The 15319-nt window shown below is 44.9% G+C and carries 18 protein-coding genes; 12 read left to right on the top strand and 6 right to left on the bottom strand.

The window, feature by feature from the left end; all coding sequences use genetic code 11:
- Positions 1-50 precede the first annotated feature (50 nt).
- The 11 genes from SG35_RS16515 (at position 51) to SG35_RS16565 (ending at position 8620) form a co-directional block, all read left to right on the top strand.
- Positions 51-320, top strand: a complete 270-nt coding sequence (locus SG35_RS16515) for a SymE family type I addiction module toxin (protein WP_044831590.1) — start codon at positions 51-53, stop codon at positions 318-320.
- A 459-nt stretch (positions 321-779) separates the two neighbouring features.
- Entirely contained in the window at positions 780-947 is a 168-nt protein-coding gene (locus tag SG35_RS16520; protein WP_160298244.1) for a hypothetical protein, read from the top strand.
- Positions 948-984: 37 nt separating this feature from the next.
- The gene (locus SG35_RS16525) at positions 985-2538 is read left to right on the top strand and encodes a Tle-like phospholipase domain-containing protein (RefSeq protein ID WP_053042863.1); all 1554 of its coding nucleotides are present in this window, start codon (positions 985-987) and stop codon (positions 2536-2538) included.
- Positions 2539-2653: 115 nt separating this feature from the next.
- Positions 2654-3358: an ankyrin repeat domain-containing protein gene (locus SG35_RS16530; protein ID WP_044831591.1), complete on the top strand. Its 705-nt coding sequence runs from the start codon at positions 2654-2656 to the stop codon at positions 3356-3358.
- A gap of 96 nt (positions 3359-3454) precedes the next feature.
- The gene (locus SG35_RS16535) at positions 3455-3934 is read left to right on the top strand and encodes a hypothetical protein (protein WP_044831592.1); all 480 of its coding nucleotides are present in this window, start codon (positions 3455-3457) and stop codon (positions 3932-3934) included.
- A gap of 27 nt (positions 3935-3961) precedes the next feature.
- A complete protein-coding gene (locus tag SG35_RS16540; RefSeq protein WP_044831593.1) occupies positions 3962-4441 on the top strand; it encodes a hypothetical protein in 480 nt (159 codons plus the stop codon).
- Positions 4442-4455: 14 nt separating this feature from the next.
- The gene (locus tag SG35_RS16545; RefSeq protein ID WP_152646524.1) at positions 4456-5280 is read left to right on the top strand and encodes an ankyrin repeat domain-containing protein; all 825 of its coding nucleotides are present in this window, start codon (positions 4456-4458) and stop codon (positions 5278-5280) included.
- 316 nt (positions 5281-5596) lie between these two features.
- Positions 5597-6391 (top strand): PEP-CTERM sorting domain-containing protein, encoded by a 795-nt coding sequence (locus tag SG35_RS16550; RefSeq protein WP_084692564.1) that lies wholly within the window; start codon positions 5597-5599, stop codon positions 6389-6391.
- Positions 6392-6732: 341 nt separating this feature from the next.
- Positions 6733-7143 carry a hypothetical protein gene (locus SG35_RS16555; protein WP_044831595.1) on the top strand — a complete coding sequence of 137 codons (411 nt, stop codon included), beginning with the start codon at positions 6733-6735 and terminating at the stop codon, positions 7141-7143.
- Positions 7144-7262: 119 nt separating this feature from the next.
- Positions 7263-7952 (top strand): thermostable hemolysin, encoded by a 690-nt coding sequence (locus SG35_RS16560; protein WP_044831596.1) that lies wholly within the window; start codon positions 7263-7265, stop codon positions 7950-7952.
- A gap of 191 nt (positions 7953-8143) precedes the next feature.
- A complete protein-coding gene (locus tag SG35_RS16565; protein WP_044831597.1) occupies positions 8144-8620 on the top strand; it encodes a YchJ family protein in 477 nt (158 codons plus the stop codon).
- Here the strand turns inward: SG35_RS16565 and SG35_RS16570 are convergent.
- The 6 genes from SG35_RS16570 to SG35_RS16595 all read right to left on the bottom strand — a co-directional run bounded on the left by SG35_RS16570 (position 8598) and on the right by SG35_RS16595 (position 14601).
- A complete protein-coding gene (locus SG35_RS16570) occupies positions 8598-9128 on the bottom strand; it encodes a VC2046/SO_2500 family protein (RefSeq protein ID WP_053042865.1) in 531 nt (176 codons plus the stop codon). The genes SG35_RS16565 and SG35_RS16570 overlap by 23 nt on opposite strands.
- Positions 9129-9251: 123 nt before the next feature.
- Positions 9252-10559, bottom strand: a complete 1308-nt coding sequence (locus tag SG35_RS16575) for a sensor histidine kinase (protein WP_044831599.1) — start codon at positions 10557-10559, stop codon at positions 9252-9254.
- Positions 10549-11238 (bottom strand): response regulator transcription factor, encoded by a 690-nt coding sequence (locus tag SG35_RS16580; protein WP_044831600.1) that lies wholly within the window; start codon positions 11236-11238, stop codon positions 10549-10551. Before SG35_RS16580 ends, SG35_RS16575 begins: the two co-directional genes overlap by 11 nt.
- Before the next feature lie 89 nt (positions 11239-11327).
- The gene (locus SG35_RS16585) at positions 11328-12089 is read right to left on the bottom strand and encodes a winged helix-turn-helix domain-containing protein (RefSeq protein WP_236702532.1); all 762 of its coding nucleotides are present in this window, start codon (positions 12087-12089) and stop codon (positions 11328-11330) included.
- Positions 12090-12480: 391 nt separating this feature from the next.
- Positions 12481-13770 carry an ATP-binding protein gene (locus SG35_RS16590; RefSeq protein ID WP_044831601.1) on the bottom strand — a complete coding sequence of 430 codons (1290 nt, stop codon included), beginning with the start codon at positions 13768-13770 and terminating at the stop codon, positions 12481-12483.
- Between the two features lie 135 nt (positions 13771-13905).
- Entirely contained in the window at positions 13906-14601 is a 696-nt protein-coding gene (locus tag SG35_RS16595) for a response regulator (protein ID WP_044831760.1), read from the bottom strand.
- Positions 14602-15086: 485 nt separating this feature from the next.
- Between SG35_RS16595 and SG35_RS16600 the strand changes: the two genes are divergently transcribed.
- On the top strand, positions 15087-15263 hold the full coding sequence (locus tag SG35_RS16600) for a hypothetical protein (RefSeq protein ID WP_160298245.1): 177 nt from the start codon (positions 15087-15089) through the stop codon (positions 15261-15263).
- The last annotated feature ends 56 nt before the right edge of the window (positions 15264-15319 follow it).

Below are 15319 nucleotides of genomic sequence, written 5' to 3' on the forward strand. Positions count from 1 at the left end.
CTCGAACACCCAGAGATTGCTAACCACAACGAACTACTCAGGAGTCCATCATGGCTGAATCTAATCATACGTCAGAGCCAAGCTCGGCAAAAGCAAAATATCCCGCTACCCGCCAACTAACGGTATTGGAAACCATATGTGAGAACGCCGCCAAAACCCGCGGGGTTGGCCTTAATTATGTGCCGGTAACGCTGGAACCTTATATTGTATTAAGAGGCAAGTGGCTCACACAGGCCGGTTTTACCGTAGGGCAAAAGGTCACGGTTACCACCAACCAAGATGAGTTGCTGATAATACCAACCCCTGCTTCCCCCGAGTAGGCGGCTAAACCCTAGTTGGTTAAAACCTAGTTAAAAAAGCAGCTGCTGCGCCTTGGCATTTACGCAGCAGCTAATACTTACAAGCAATAGCGAAGGCTCTTGAACAATTGCAATAGAACAGGAGTTGATTATTGGGCTGAAAGGGCCAGGTCTTTCATTTTGCAACAGCTTAAAATTCACTTATTAAATCATTGGAAGAATAAGCAAGCTTGAACAGCCAAAACTAAATACTGGGCCTAACCTTATTATTCCTCACCACCACCATTGGGGCTGGCCAAAAAGGGTATAAAAAACAGAAGCCATAGTGAGCTAATAAAACGGCATATAATTGTCATAGGGATATGTTGTAATGCTCATCCTTTTTCTGTGGTATAAATGTATACGCAGCAGCACTGCTCTACCGAATCAGTCAGCCGCCAGCCAAAATAGTGTTTTTTCCGTCTACATTGATGGTTTTGAGTGTGTGCCCAAAGCCCCCGTGTCGGCCAGGAAGTGTTGCTGGACTTTATCAACGGCTATCCCAACCAGCCTATTATCAGCGACAGCAGCACAGGCATTAAGAGCTCAAAGTTAAAAGTCAGCGACAACGCCATTGCCCTGAAAGCAGCGCAGATAAAGTTGAACTAAAATATGCACTCAAGGATGAACAAAGGAATGATATTACATGGACCTGCTTAAATATCCCGGCGTCGGTCACAGCGGGCATTTTTGCAAAGGGCATTATCTTTTTTGCAACTTCGGTTATCAGTACCTTGCCTGCAAAGCAGTAGACAAGCCGGATGATCCGCTACTGGGACTGCCATTGATGGCCTGTTACGCCGACCTATATTACGCCCGTCTGTTTATAACAACCCTGCATCAATGGAAAAATCCACTGGATATCATCAGCCGGTTGATGTGTTACCTGCTTGGTGATGAACATAGCCTGTCGCGTTTTAGCGAGGCACAGGCAATAAATTACCTGGTGGATAGACTGCTCAACCGGGACTTGCTAATTTTTGAGATGGACGAGCCGAGAATGACCTTTAGCGGTCATAGGGGCAGTGATATATCGCCATCAAGCACAGCAAAAAATACCGATGTCGTGTTAACTCAAGGGGATACATCGAAACCGGCAGCTGTAACCACGCTGGCAACCCCAGCAACAAGTTCGTCAATATATTCGAAGCAAAGCGAACAGGCTGGAGTACAAAAAAATAGCTCGGGCGAGGATGTTAAGCTTGCAACAGAACAAGCCAATGCCGAGTTATTAGCCAGACCGCTAACACAGCAAGAAGTAGCCTTAACAGCAGAGCAAAGAAAAGAGCGCTACCAGCAGCGACAGGCGTTAATTGCCAGAACAGCAGGCGCGCCAGAAATAGCCCGGGCCAGGGAACGCCTGGCTTTTAATAATGATAATATTTTACGGGCCGAAGCTGCTGATTACGTATACCGTGTTGATGAATTTAACCGCGACCATATTAAAGAGTTACCGCCAGCACCGGTGGGCCTGGAATTGCTGGACGCCAAGCAAATTCCAGGCATGGAAGGTGCGCTATTAACCAGTAAAGAAACCGGCTTTGGCGCTGCCTTGTTTAAGTCATCAGTAAATGATGAAACCATGTTAACGTATCGGGGCACTAATAATGATGTGACCGGAAAAAAAGACTGGAAAACAAATTTTAGGCAAGGAACGGGCAAGGAAACCGCTCAATATAACCAGGCGATGGATTTAGCTGATATTACTAGCAGTATAATGGGAAATGAGGTCAGTATTGTCGGCCACTCTCTTGGTGGGGGCTTAGCCTCTGCCGGAGTTGCTGTTTCGGGTAATAAGGGGTATACCTTTAACGCGGCCGGTTTACATCCCAATACGGCAAAACGTTATGGTGGTTTGAGCAATGAGGACGCAGGAAAGCTTATTACTACCCAGGCGGTATCAGGTGAGGTACTAACCGGCGCACAAAAACATGGTAATAAAGCGGTAACAGGTATTGCTGGTACTGCTGGTTTTGCCTTAGGTGGGCCGTTAGGTGCTGCGGCTGCAATAATTGCGCAAAAAGCTTTTACGGATGATGTACCTCAGGCGATAGGAAAAATGAAACCCTTGCCCAGTGTTAATGGCGGCAACCCGGTAACCCGTCACGCTATGGAGCAGGTTATCACCGGCATTGAGGCACAAAAAGAAGAAGATAAAGCTATTTTGAATAACCATATAAAGGCTTATTATGGTGATTAATAACAAGAGATATAAAATATTGACCTACAAATTCAAAGGGATATGTAGCAAGCTGATAAAAACTCTAGGTTTATTTTCATTGGGTTTGCTAGCGGCTTGTAATACAGGAGATAAAATGAAAGCTGAAGAGTTTTTTACCCCCCAAATGGTGTTGCTTTTAAAAACCATTAAACAAGGAAATGAAGATAAAGCCCGGTCAATGATAGCCCAAGGGCTTAAATTAAACAGCCATGGTGATGAAGGTATCACACCCTTATTTTGGTTAATGCTAGATAAAGATCTTAAGGCGATTGAGTTGGCGTTAAAGCTTGGCGCCGATCCTAATTTTACTGCTCCCTATGGTCAACATACCGTGGCCACCATCGTAGGGGAAGGAGATGACGATATTTTGGCTTTATTATTGGAATATGGTGGTGATGCCAATGCGGTGGATCTTGATGGCTTTCCCGCTATTTTTAAATCAATAGGTCATGACAATTGGCAACAAATAAACATGTTACTTGCTGCCGGGGCTGATTTAAATAATACCGATCCAGGACAGAGAAATGCTCCACTATATGCTTCATCTTTAAATAAGTTTGAAATTATTTATAAACTTATTGGTTTAGGGGCAAACTTTCATCAACCCAGTTCTGGAGGGATAACCCTTGCATGGCAAATTCATAGAAAATTAACAAAAAACCTGCTTAATCCTGAGTTTGAGGCTTATGGCTGGGCACTCAAAACTAAAGAACTGTTGATTGAAAAAGGTATTAAGTTTCCACCATTATCACCTGAGCAAGTTCGCAAGCGGATGAAAAATGGTGAAGCCATAAATTAAGTTTACGAATGCTTGCTGAGTAATTAGAGGCATTCCTGGCAATGAAAAGTGTTTGATTATAGGGCTAGATACGGGCTTGAATTAACAGGGAAGGTTATGTCTTTTTTAAACACTCAAAATTTACCCGCTGGTCATCGTACTGCTGTCGAGCTAGGTGATGCTTTTAAAGATGGAGAAATATTATATTTAATAGTAAGTAATAATGAGGTTATTTTTCTTCGTAAAGAAGTCTGGAATGTTGGAGATTGTTTAGATGAGGATGAACCTGGCTTTACTTTAGAGCAGTTTATTCTGCCGCGTAGTGCTATATCCTGGTTAGTGGATATTATCGAAAATAAATTTTGGAAAAAGCCTAGTCAGGGTGGCGCACCAGCAGATGTTTTACATTACGAACATATTTTTGATGATGAGGATATTGAGATACGATTTACTCCAAATTGTCTTAAGGAGTTTGAATCCGGAGTTAGCATCATTAATTACTCCAGACCTCATGGACGCTTAAAGTTTTCACGTTTTGCAATTCCTTACCACACCTTAAGAGAGAAAAAACTACTACAAATGATGAAAAGCATTTGATGTAATCTTGGATTATCAGGGAAAGTTATGTCCTTTTTAAATATTAAAAACTTACCCACTGGATATCATATTGTTGTCGAACTAGTTGATGCTTTTAAAAGTGGTGAAATACTTTATTTAATAACAAATGATCATGAGGCAATATTTCAACGAAAAGATGTTTATTTAAGTACGGGATTTCGAAAGGAAGATGAGCCTGGCTACAGTTTAAAAGAATTTACAGTGCCTTTATTATCACTCCCCTGGCTTGTTGATATTATTGAAAATAAATTCTGGAAGAAGCCGAGCCAGGGAGGAGCTTCCACAGATGTTTTACATTATGGGCATGTGTTTGAGCATGAAGATATTGAGATTCGTTTTAGCCCGAATTGTCGAAAGGAATTTGAATCAGGTATCACTATCACAAATTATTCAAGGCCCCATGGACGCTTGAAATATTCATATATTGGGATCCCTTATTACACTTTGAAAGATAAAAAACTACTCCAGGCCATGAAAAGTATTTGATTACAGGGCTAGTTATGAAACTTGGATTAACAGGGAAAGTTATGTCTTTTTTAAACACTCCGCTGGACATCGTACTGAAAATATTAGCTTTGTTATCCCTGGGGTTATTAATGGCTTGCAATACAGGAGACAAAATGAAAGCAGAAGCGTTTTTTACCTCTGATCTGGTGTTGCTATTAAAAGCCATCAAACAAGGAAATGAAGATAAAGCCCAGTCTATGATAGCTCAAGGGCTTAAATTAAACAGCCATGGTGATGAGGGTATCACGCCCTTATTTTGGTTAATGCTAGATAAAGATCTTAAAGCGATTGAGTTGGCTTTAAAGCTTGGCGCCGATCCCAATTTTACAGCTCCGGACGGCCAACATACCGTGGCCACCATCGTAGGGGAAGGAGATGATGATATTTTGGCTCTCTTGTTGGAATATGGTGGTGATGCCAATGCGGTGGATCTTGATGGCTTTCCAGCAATTTTCAAATCAATTGGTCATGACAATTGGCAACAAATAAACATGTTACTTGCTGCCGGGGCTGATTTAAATAAGACAGATCCAGGACAAAGAAATCCCCCTTTGTACGCCTCTTTTATAAACAAATATGAAAGTGCTTATAAGCTTATTGGATTAGGGGCCGATTACCATAAAGCTAGTAGTAGCGGAATCACACTTGCCTGGAACATATATAGTGATCTTGCGGATAATTTGCTTAATCCTGAATATGATGCTTACGGTTGGGCACTAAAAATCAAAGAGTTACTTATTGAGAAAGGCATTAAATTTCCGCCGTTATCACCCGAGCAAGTTCGTGAGCGGGTAAAAAATGGTGAAGACATAAACTAACGGTATCTGACGGAATTAACTGCGATTCGATATTACATGCTCCTGTAAATTTTAACCTTCTTTAATTCGAACTACGTGTCCATTTTATTTACATTTTTTTTATGGCACTAAAACAACGAATTACAGCCTTTTGTATTTTAAGGTTATTTTTTTGTGGTACATGCTTTGCTGTGACCGGCTGTTGTAAAAATCTGAAAGTTTAAAAAGGAAATCACCGAGTTATACAATATTACTTATGATGGCTAAGGAAGCAGTGCCAGTAAGTGATATGTGATGTAAGGGGATGTATATCACCACCACTTTATAAAAGGATATTATGATGGATACAAAACGATTTACCGGCCTACTTACTTTTGCAGCTGTTATGGCCTTTACCTCTGCCGCACAGGCAAGCATTATTGAAGACAACCTCCTCGATAATTTTTACTTAAGCTCCGCAACAACTACCACCTCAGGTCAGTTTGATTTAACCGGACAGGTTTATGATTACGCCAAAGTGACTTTTTCTTTTGTCGATGACACCTATTTTTTTGATGATGACCGCCCCTGGGATCGCGGGGATCTGGATAATAGCTCAGGAGATTACCCTTACTTGCGCAGCGATGGTTATGGCTCTTCATGGTTTGCCCATGACTACGAGCACTTAACTTATAGCTCGCAAGATATTATTGAGACGGCAGGCGTCAGTATCGGTAATATTGTCAACGGCAACACCAGCACCAGCTTTATGGAAACGCATACTGCGTATGAGCATCAACATAATGAATACGGTCATCACTGGGATACAGTCCCTGCCAGCTGTATGCCTACCTGTAAGGAATATACACTTGATCACAGTGTTGAAACATCCGGGTATACCGGCTTTTTTACTTATGAAACTTTCCTTCCTAAATCATTGATCGATGGCAGTTTACTCAACGGTATGCTTACATTTGATGTCAGTACCCTTTCAGGTGATTTTTACTTAGCTTCGGCGACCCTGGAAACTTTCGGTAGTGCGGTAGCTAGTTTTGATGCATCTACAGCTGTTCCTGAGCCAACCACCATCACTTTATTGGCCTTAGGGCTCTTTGGCTTACACTTTGGCACAAGGAAAAAAACGGCTAAATAGCAAGGAGCTTACGCTCATTGTAGTCATCAAGTTTTAACGTGGCATTGACGCTGTCGTCGGTGCCTTTTTCTAAACTTATCATCCAGACAAGCATTTTCATCGACAAAATCGTAGTGGCCCCTCATAGACAGCCACTCACTGACCTGTATCCTTTTACCGGCAATCAGCAGCCATTTAATAAATTTTTCAAAGCCCCTGAGACATTTTGCCCTTTAGGCACACTAGTGTAAGTGAAGTCTTTTAGTCAGTTAAAGACCATAGTCAGTTAAAGACCATAGTCAACCAGGATGACCCATTCACCCGCACTCACCGACCCAAAGGCTGCAAACGAGGGGAAGAAAATGATAAATATCTACCTGGTCATCATCTTATGTGCGCTGTTATTGGCCAATACCGGCTTCTTTTGCGAGCATCACGGCGCTACGACCCCGGGGCAAACGACCGTCACTGCCAATCAACAAACGTCGACAGTGCTACAGCCCATAGAAAAAAACAAACTGGCCAAGCTTGAAAGCCGCCTGGAGCAGTTATCACAGGAATTAACCGGGGTCATCAAAACCGTCAACAAGCTAAGTAAAACACTTGCCAGGCACAGCCAAAAATTACAAAATTCACCGGGAAACCAAGCAAACAAGCCGCTCAGGTTAACAACAACATCCTTTCACGCCGACAAAGTAATTAGCGCGCCTGCGAAAGGGGGATTTATCACACCCCCTGCCGAGCACTTGTTAAAAAAAGCGGACCCGAGATAAAAACAGACGACTTTCGCTCATGATCCGCTATTTATGCAGAAATTTACCTTTCCTTAAGATTTCATTAAGATTTGCTTTATATATTGAACTCAAGCAAGCAACGCCTCGGAGTACAATATATGATCACTATCACACCAGCAGTTACCGGTGAAGGAAATAAAAAATGCCAAAACAGCTCCCTGCCCTTTACCGCCGAGCTGATCACGCGGGCAAACAGCGAGCGCAATATGGTTGAGCGTTTTATCAGCGAAGGTTTCAGACAGACGTTTAACGCACAAATCGACAACTTCTTACCGGCAATAATCACCATCAAAAGAAAGGGAGATATCAAAGCCGCACTGGGGATAAGAAGCGCGCGCACACCGCTTTTTATCGAGCAATACACTAAAACACCGGTGCAGGAGCTGGGCTATTTCAAACAAAATAACGTCAAGCGCTCAAGCATTGCCGAAATCGGCAACCTCTACAGCAGCTCTTCACGGTTTACCATCTCGTTATTTTTAACCATGGGGGTTTCTTTGTACTTAAACGGTTATTCGCATCTGGTGTTTGCCGGCACGAAACAAGTGGTAAAGTTGTTAAACTCTACCGGCAGCGAAACGCATTTTTTGTGTCATGCCGACAAAGACGCCCTGCAAAACGAGCAAAATAGCTGGGGCAGTTATTATCAGGCAGAGCCTGAGGTGGTTGCCGTCGATTTATTGCAAATCATGTGCGTGATTAATAATAATGCCAAATACTCCGCCATGTTTAACCAGCAAACCCCGCAAATCGCGGCATTAAAAGAACAAATGTTCGGCAGTCTGTGAAGAATTTTTACTAAAACCTACCCTAGGCTCATTTTACACCGGCACCCAAAAATTCAGGTGCCGGATTAGCCATGCCTTATCGGACATAAAGTGGTACAAGAGGTTAACTAAAGCCAAATGGCCGTTTCGTGGCTTTAGCCCGTTTTTACGTGTTAATATAGCCGCCCCAATAATTAACATACCTGATTTTTATGCTCTGTCCCTGCGGTTCTGAACTTGAATATGCCCTTTGTTGCCAGCCTTTAATTAACGGGCAAAAAACAGCTAACAGCCCGGAGCAGCTAATGCGCTCGCGTTATAGCGCCTATGCCACCGCCGATGCGGATTATCTTTACCGTACTTATGCCAAAGCCAGTCAGGCACAGCAAAACCTCGAAGAAATCGCCCAGTGGGCGGCCATGACCAAATGGCTGTTTTTAGAAATTCATCACAGCTCAGCAATCCCGCAAAACGCAGATGAACTGCCGGTGGTTAAATTTTCAGCCCATTACCTGTTGGGCAACAAGTACCATAAAATGACGGAAACGTCGCGTTTTGTCCTGGAAAGCGGCCAATGGCGTTATCTTGACGGCGATGTCAGCGAGTTTGATGAAGTCAGGGAAATTAAGCGCAATGAGCCTTGTCCTTGCCGCAGCAAGAAAAAGTTTAAGCAATGCTGTGGACGTTAACCAGGGAAGATTTCACTATTGAGGTTTGTACCGCATCGAGCCAGCCCTTGGCATTAAACGCCATACGCGATAACTGCCCGGTGCCGGTTTGATGCTTTTTCTGGCAATGGGTGGTGGTATTGGTCATTACCTGGTGCGGCACATGGCTTTTGTCGTCGCGAAAAGCCAAAGGTTTGGGGTTGATGGCATTTTGCAGCTGTAAACTAGCCAACTGATTATCCTGCACCAATTCTGCCTGGTTGAAGTCCTGGATCTGGGTATCATTTTTTAATGCCAGCGGCGCTTCATCCGGCAAGTGAAATTCTTTTCTTAACGTTTCTGTGGTGATATCGCGGGGTTCGTCTTCCACTACCGGTAAGGCAAACTGGCTGTGATCGCGAACATCTTCGGTCAGCATGGCCAGCATCAACGAGAAGTCAGAGCGGCGCGCACTATGTACGCACTCGCCAAGCTGCTCGCCTAACTGTAACTCATGAACCAGCAGATTATTTTCGACCTTTGCTACCACAGTAACCACCCATATACTTAGATTACTTAGGTTATCGGTGGTTTAAAAAAAAACTTGAGGCTTTTTTTAAAATAATTTCAATTAAATAAAGATTGCTCAGGATTATTGCTTCAAGCTGTTATTTCAAACTCTTACCTCAAGAAAAGCAATACTGACTTTTCGCCCCCCAGGGATCTCACTATTTTGATAGTGCCAACCCATCTTGGCCACGATTCGCTCCACCAGCATCAGGCCTAAACCATAGCCATAATCCGCCCCGTGATGGTCAATATCTTCCTGGCTGCGGTTAACATTGGTGATCAGCACTTGCCCCTGAGACAAGCTAATTTCAATATCCCCTTCGGCGGTATACTGAAAGGCATTGCGGATAACATTATTGAGGATCAAACGACACGGGGTCTCGGCAACCTCCACTATGTTGTGATCACAGTCAAAACTTACGGCAACATTTTTCCCCTGCAACAGGTAGTGATTATCATCACTGAGCGTGGTCAGCATCTCGCTCAAATCCAGCGCTTGCCCCTGAACTTTTTCTTCCTGCTCACGGCTCAGCCATAGCAAGGTTTCCGTCATATGCTGCATATTGAGCACCGCCCGCTGGATACGTTCAAGCGAGGTGCTGCCTTTTTGCCCCGCCAGCACCCGGGTCAGCAGCTCGGTATTGGATTTAATCACGGCAATCGGGGTTCTGAGCTCATGGCTGGAAAAACGCAAAAAATCCTGCTCTTTTTCAAGGATGGACGCCAGGCGGCAAAAGGCATCCTGTTGCTGCTGCGCTATGGTATTAAGCTCATTAAAGGCAAAATCAGGCGGCGATTTGCTGACATCATCCAAAGTTAGCGCAGCGCTCCAGTTGCCCAGGGCTGACATAGGCCGGGTCAGCCGGCTTAAGGTAAAATATACAGAAGCTAAAATTGTCAATAAAAAAGCCAGCGCCAGCGGCCAGGTCAATAATACGGTTTCTATCATCCGGGTACGGATCTGTCCACTGTGATCTTCCAGGGTGATACGGCGCACCAGATAAAAGGTGTTGCCGTCTTTAAGCGGCTGGGCCACCATAAACACCACCAGCTCTTCCTGCTCCCGGGTCGAACTGTCATTGGTTAATTTCAGATTGCGCAGTTGCAGTTCGGTCACCTGCTGCAATGAAGAAAATTGCTGCTGCAACCAGGGAGGCAATTGTTGCCAGCCCAGATAGCCGTTGAAATGAATGGAGCGCGGCACCTGAGGCTGTAAGCCGGCATCATAATTCTTCGAAAAACTCTGTGCTTCCATGGTCATATACATATAATTGGACTCGTCCAGGCCGCGGATAAAGAACCAGTGCAACAGCAAACTATAACAAAGCACCACTATCAGGCCATGGATCATTGCCACCCTGAACACATAACGGCGCAAAGAGCCTTTTTTCAGCGCTTGTTTAATCTTCATCTTGTTGCCGCAAGGCGACCCCCTGCCCCGGCACGGTATGAATAAGTTTGCTTTCACCCGGCGCGTCGATTTGCTGACGTAAATTAAATAAATGTACTTTTAAACTGTTACTGTCGGGTAATTCATCCCCCCAAACGGCATGGCACAGCTGATCCCGGGTGACTATTTGTCCTGACTTACGTACCAGGGTTTCCAGCAATATCCAGCCGGTGGGCGAGAGCTGCAAAGCCCTTTGTCCGCGTTTTGCGGTTTTTTGACTGAAATCTATGCTGAGATCATAAAGCTTAGTGCTGGTGGTTTGCCCGCTTCGGCGGTTGGCCAGCACATGAATACGTGCCACCAGCTCCAGCATGGCAAAAGGTTTTACCAGGTAATCATCCGAGCCCACTTTAAAACCGGCTAATTTATCATCTAAAGTATCCCGGGCGGTCAGCATAAGCACCGGGGTATCTATGCCCTGCTCTCTCATGTTCTGGCAAACCAGCAAACCGTCCATACGCGGCATATTGACATCCAGGATCACCATATCATAACGCTGAGACTGGATAAGCCCCAGCCCCTGGACACCGTTTGCCGCATGATCGCAACTGATCCCTTCCAGTTCAAGGTAGTCGACCACAGTTGCCGCCAGATCGAGATCGTCCTCCACCAGCAGGATGTTGCGTTTTACATTATTCACGGGTTACTCCATTTTACTTCGGGGAAAGGCCTGCGGGAAAACTCAGCTGCCGCGCAGGTTTGCTATTATATTCAATTTCCTCTAAAAAACTAATTCCAGGCATCCGGCACCAGCAGGTATCCCTGGCCGCGCACAGTTTTGATCCTAAACGGCCTTTTCAGATCATCATGTAATTTTTTCCTTAACCGGGAAACCCTGACATCAATACTGCGGTCCAGGCCGTCATATTCACGCCCCGCCACCAATTGATAAATGACATTTCTGTCCTGTACCTCACCGGCCCGGCTCGCCAGCAGCCACAACAGATCAAACTCCTGTCCGGTGAGTTCGACTGGCTCACTATGCAAATGGACCTGGCGTGATAACCGGCACAAGGTTAGCTCACCGCAGGAAACTTGCTGCGCAGGCATTGCCGTTTGCTGCTGATACTGCCACCTGAACATGGCCTTGATTTTTGCCAGCAATACCCTTAAGGCAACGGGTTTTACCACATAGGCATCGGCACCGACCTCCAGGCCGAGCACCTGATCGATATCGCTTGCTTTCGCTGACAAAAACAACAGCTGGCCGTTATACTGGCGGCGCAATTCCCGGCACAGGGCCAAGCCGCAATTATCCGGCAATAATACGTCCAGGATCACCAGATCCGGCTGATAATGTCTGACCTGGTGTTTAACATGCTCTGTCTGAAATTCCTGCAATACCTCAAAGCCTTCAATGGTTAACATCTCGGCAATAATCCGGGAAAATTGCCGGTCTTGTTGCACCACTAACACTTTTTTTACCGGCATTTGCCAGGCGCCATTATTGCCAAATTCAGTGCCAAATTCAGTGCCAGATTTAGCAGCCAAGCCCCCCGCTCGACTTTGCGGGCCTGGATATAAACCTGTATCCGTTTTATTTACCGGGTAAGACTCAGGCAACATGATTTTACTCTCGCTAATATTTTGATCACTGCTAATAACGTGCCGGGCAATAATAGGTTGACTTCCAACCGAAAAAAGCCGATGAAAACAGGCTTGTGCCGGACACCTTATCTTCTGTAGCCAGTATAAAGTGTGCGGGGTTAAGGCAAGGTTAAGGAGGGTTAACTGTCGGTGAAATTCAAGACACAAAAAAAGACACCGGGAAAATATCTCTATCCCGGCTGTAGATTAACAGCTGTGGCAGGCGTTAAAAGCAGTTAGTTAAACCGTCAATTGCTGCCAATGTCATCGGCCATCTTTAGCCTTTATCCTGCCTTTACCAGTGCGGTTTTAACGGCAAACAAAGTACAAAACAGGCACCGCCTAAATCACTGTCTTCAACATAGGCGCGGCCCTGGTGCCAGAGCATAATTTTTTGCACAATCGCCAGCCCCAGGCCAAAACCGCCGGTTTCCCGGCTGCGGCTTTTATCTCCCCGGGAAAAGGCATCAAAAACCAGGGATTTAAAATCATCGGCGACCCCGCCACCATTATCTTCCACCCGGATATAGCAATAATCGTTATCTGCGCTTAATCGGATACAAATTTCTCCGTTACCATATTTCACCGCATTAACCAGGTAATTGTTTATCGCCCGGTCGATAAAGTGCCGGTCACAAACCAGCATTAATTCATCCGTTTGCTTGATAAAACTTAGCTCGCCGCTAAAACAGCTAAGTTTTTCTATCTGCTGCTCAATAATATCGGTAATGGCGTGCGCCTTAAAATCCAAGACCGGCTTATCGTGTTCAAAAGCGGCATAAACCAGCATTTCATTGATGAGTTCATCCAATTCGGTGACATCACTGCTGATCTGGCGAATATATTGGCGACTTTTCTCCTTGTCTTCGGATTTTTCCAGCATTTGCAGGGCAAACTTAGTGCGTGCCAGCGGGGTTCTTAATTCATGGGAAACGGCATTGGTTAACTCCTTCTGCTCCGCAATCAGCGCCTTGATACGCTCGGCCATCATATTAAAGGTTTTAACCACAGGAGCTATGGTGGGGGTGAATGCCGTCGGCGCTTTTATATCCAGATTGCCTTTACCGAATAAACGGGTGGATTTTTGCAAGGCATCGAGGTCCCGGGACAAGGGCCATAACCAGAGTAAAATCACCAAGGCGGTGACCAGCAGGAAAAAGACCCGGATAAAGGCTTTTTGTTTCGGCCGGGTCGGTACTTTCACCGGCCCCAAAGTGATCAGGGTCGTATCATCGCCGAGTAAGTGATACAGCCGGATACTGGTGTTTTCGTAATAGACCACCACTTCACCACCGGTCAACATCTGCTGGTGCTCGGGTTTAAAACGACTGTCGGCATTTTTTTCAATCAGGTTCACCGGTAATTTTAACCGGCTTGATGCCTGGCTCAGGATGATCGGCCACTGCTCTCTGGGTCTGTGATTGAGCAGATCGCCAAGGGCAAAAAGCACGGATTTATAACCGGTATAAGATTCAATATCCTGCTCCAGTTCCTGGGCCCAATATTCATCCAATACCCAGGAGACCCCGGTAAAGGTGAGGATCATCATCAGGTAAAGACTGATAAAGGTACTGCCGAATTTCATTTAAACCTCAAATCTTCTCAAATATAAGCAAAGCCCGGGACATGGCTGAAAACTAGCGGAAAAGCGTATAAAACGAATGGCATACCGGGCTTAATCGACAACAGGCCCGGCTTTTGTGACAAATAAGCGGGACAGTTACACCCAGGCATCGGGTACAAATAAATAACCCTGCCCCCAGATGGTTTTGATCCTGAACGGGGTTTCATTGCTGTCACGTAATTTTTTTCTTAACCTGGAAATCCTGACATCAATGCTGCGGTCTAAACCGTCATAAGGACGGCCCACCACAGATTTGTAGATATAATCGCGGTTTTGTACTTCACCGGCTTTACTGGCCAGTAACCATAATAAATCAAATTCCTGGCTGGTGCAGACAATATTTTCACCGTCCAGGCTCACTTGACGCGATCCTTTATTAATACTCAAACCGCCATAACTCACCGCCGAGCTTTCCTGGGGTTTAAGCGCAAACTGTCCCCGGCGCAGCAAGGCATTGATGCGGGCAAGCAACACCCTGGGTTCAACCGGTTTAATCACATAATCATCGGCGCCGATTTCCAAGCCCAATACCTGATCAAAGTCAGTGCCTTTGGCGGTTAAAATCAAAATAGGCCCGGTATAATTAGGCCTTAGATCCCGGCAAAGACTAAAACCGTCCTTACCCGGCAACATTACATCCAGCAGGATCAAGTCCGGCGCAAATGAGAGCACGGTTTTTTCCACCACATCTCCGCGGTACTCCTGCTTGACGTCAAAGCCTTCAGAAATAAGAAATTCACTTACTAAACCAGATAACTGGCGATCATCTTCAACCAATAAAATTTTTTTCACTGACAAAGTATTATCAGACATTCATTTACTCCAACAGTAGCCATCACCGCTACCCTATGCTTGCCAAGACGACCAATAAGCTATTAGAGACCTATCGGCAGACAATAAGTTTCAATCCTAAAACGATAAATAAACCCTAACGCAGGAAAGCCAAGACAATCAAAGGTATTTATGACACTTATTCTAACAAAGCTTAATATTCGCCAAGGGGTAAATTACAAGTTTTTACCTGCTGATTACATTTAGTTACAAACAGGTATAAACCGGGGCAAAATTGACTATTTTAACAACACTCATTCGCATAATGTCATGGATTGTCCGGTATTTTTACAACAGCCGATCCAATTCACTTATCAAACGTATAAAAATCAATCAATTAGCCTATATGGCCTGAAATATGCCCTAAAACCCCCTAAGAGAAAAGCCGGTGTGGGCAACACCATCATAACTGACTTTTCTTAGCCGTAACAATCAGGAGTAACTTTATGAAAAACGCTAAGATTTCATCTGTTTTTTTACTCGGTTTAGCTTTTCTCCTCTGCCAGTACAACCTGGTACACGCCAGCGCCCACGGCATGTCTGCCGTTGAAACCAATCTTTTGATTTTATTAGCCGTAACCGTTTCCATTTTTACCTTGCTCAAACAAGGCAAGAAAAAATAACATTTTCCCTGATATCCAGTTTCTGCCCGGCAAGCCCCCAACCTTGCCGGGCTTTT

Origin of the sequence: Thalassomonas actiniarum (genome assembly GCF_000948975.2) — a bacterium.
In the GTDB taxonomy this organism is placed as follows: Bacteria; Pseudomonadota; Gammaproteobacteria; order Enterobacterales; family Alteromonadaceae; genus Thalassomonas; species Thalassomonas actiniarum.

Bases quoted from the DNA above. Each gene is read 5' to 3' on its own strand.
- SG35_RS16555 (WP_044831595.1), top strand. From the start codon at position 6,733: ATGATAAATATCTACCTGGTCATCATCTTATGTGCGCTGTTATTGGCC.
- SG35_RS16545 (WP_152646524.1), top strand. From the start codon at position 4,456: ATGAAACTTGGATTAACAGGGAAAGTTATGTCTTTTTTAAACACTCCG.
- SG35_RS16565 (WP_044831597.1), top strand. From the start codon at position 8,144: ATGCTCTGTCCCTGCGGTTCTGAACTTGAATATGCCCTTTGTTGCCAG.
- SG35_RS16560 (WP_044831596.1), top strand. From the start codon at position 7,263: ATGATCACTATCACACCAGCAGTTACCGGTGAAGGAAATAAAAAATGC.
- SG35_RS16550 (WP_084692564.1), top strand. From the start codon at position 5,597: ATGATGGATACAAAACGATTTACCGGCCTACTTACTTTTGCAGCTGTT.
- SG35_RS16590 (WP_044831601.1), bottom strand. From the start codon at position 13,770: ATGAAATTCGGCAGTACCTTTATCAGTCTTTACCTGATGATGATCCTC.
- SG35_RS16515 (WP_044831590.1), top strand. From the start codon at position 51: ATGGCTGAATCTAATCATACGTCAGAGCCAAGCTCGGCAAAAGCAAAA.
- SG35_RS16540 (WP_044831593.1), top strand. From the start codon at position 3,962: ATGTCCTTTTTAAATATTAAAAACTTACCCACTGGATATCATATTGTT.
- SG35_RS16525 (WP_053042863.1), top strand. From the start codon at position 985: ATGGACCTGCTTAAATATCCCGGCGTCGGTCACAGCGGGCATTTTTGC.
- SG35_RS16530 (WP_044831591.1), top strand. From the start codon at position 2,654: ATGAAAGCTGAAGAGTTTTTTACCCCCCAAATGGTGTTGCTTTTAAAA.
- SG35_RS16535 (WP_044831592.1), top strand. From the start codon at position 3,455: ATGTCTTTTTTAAACACTCAAAATTTACCCGCTGGTCATCGTACTGCT.
- SG35_RS16600 (WP_160298245.1), top strand. From the start codon at position 15,087: ATGAAAAACGCTAAGATTTCATCTGTTTTTTTACTCGGTTTAGCTTTT.
- SG35_RS16575 (WP_044831599.1), bottom strand. From the start codon at position 10,559: ATGAAGATTAAACAAGCGCTGAAAAAAGGCTCTTTGCGCCGTTATGTG.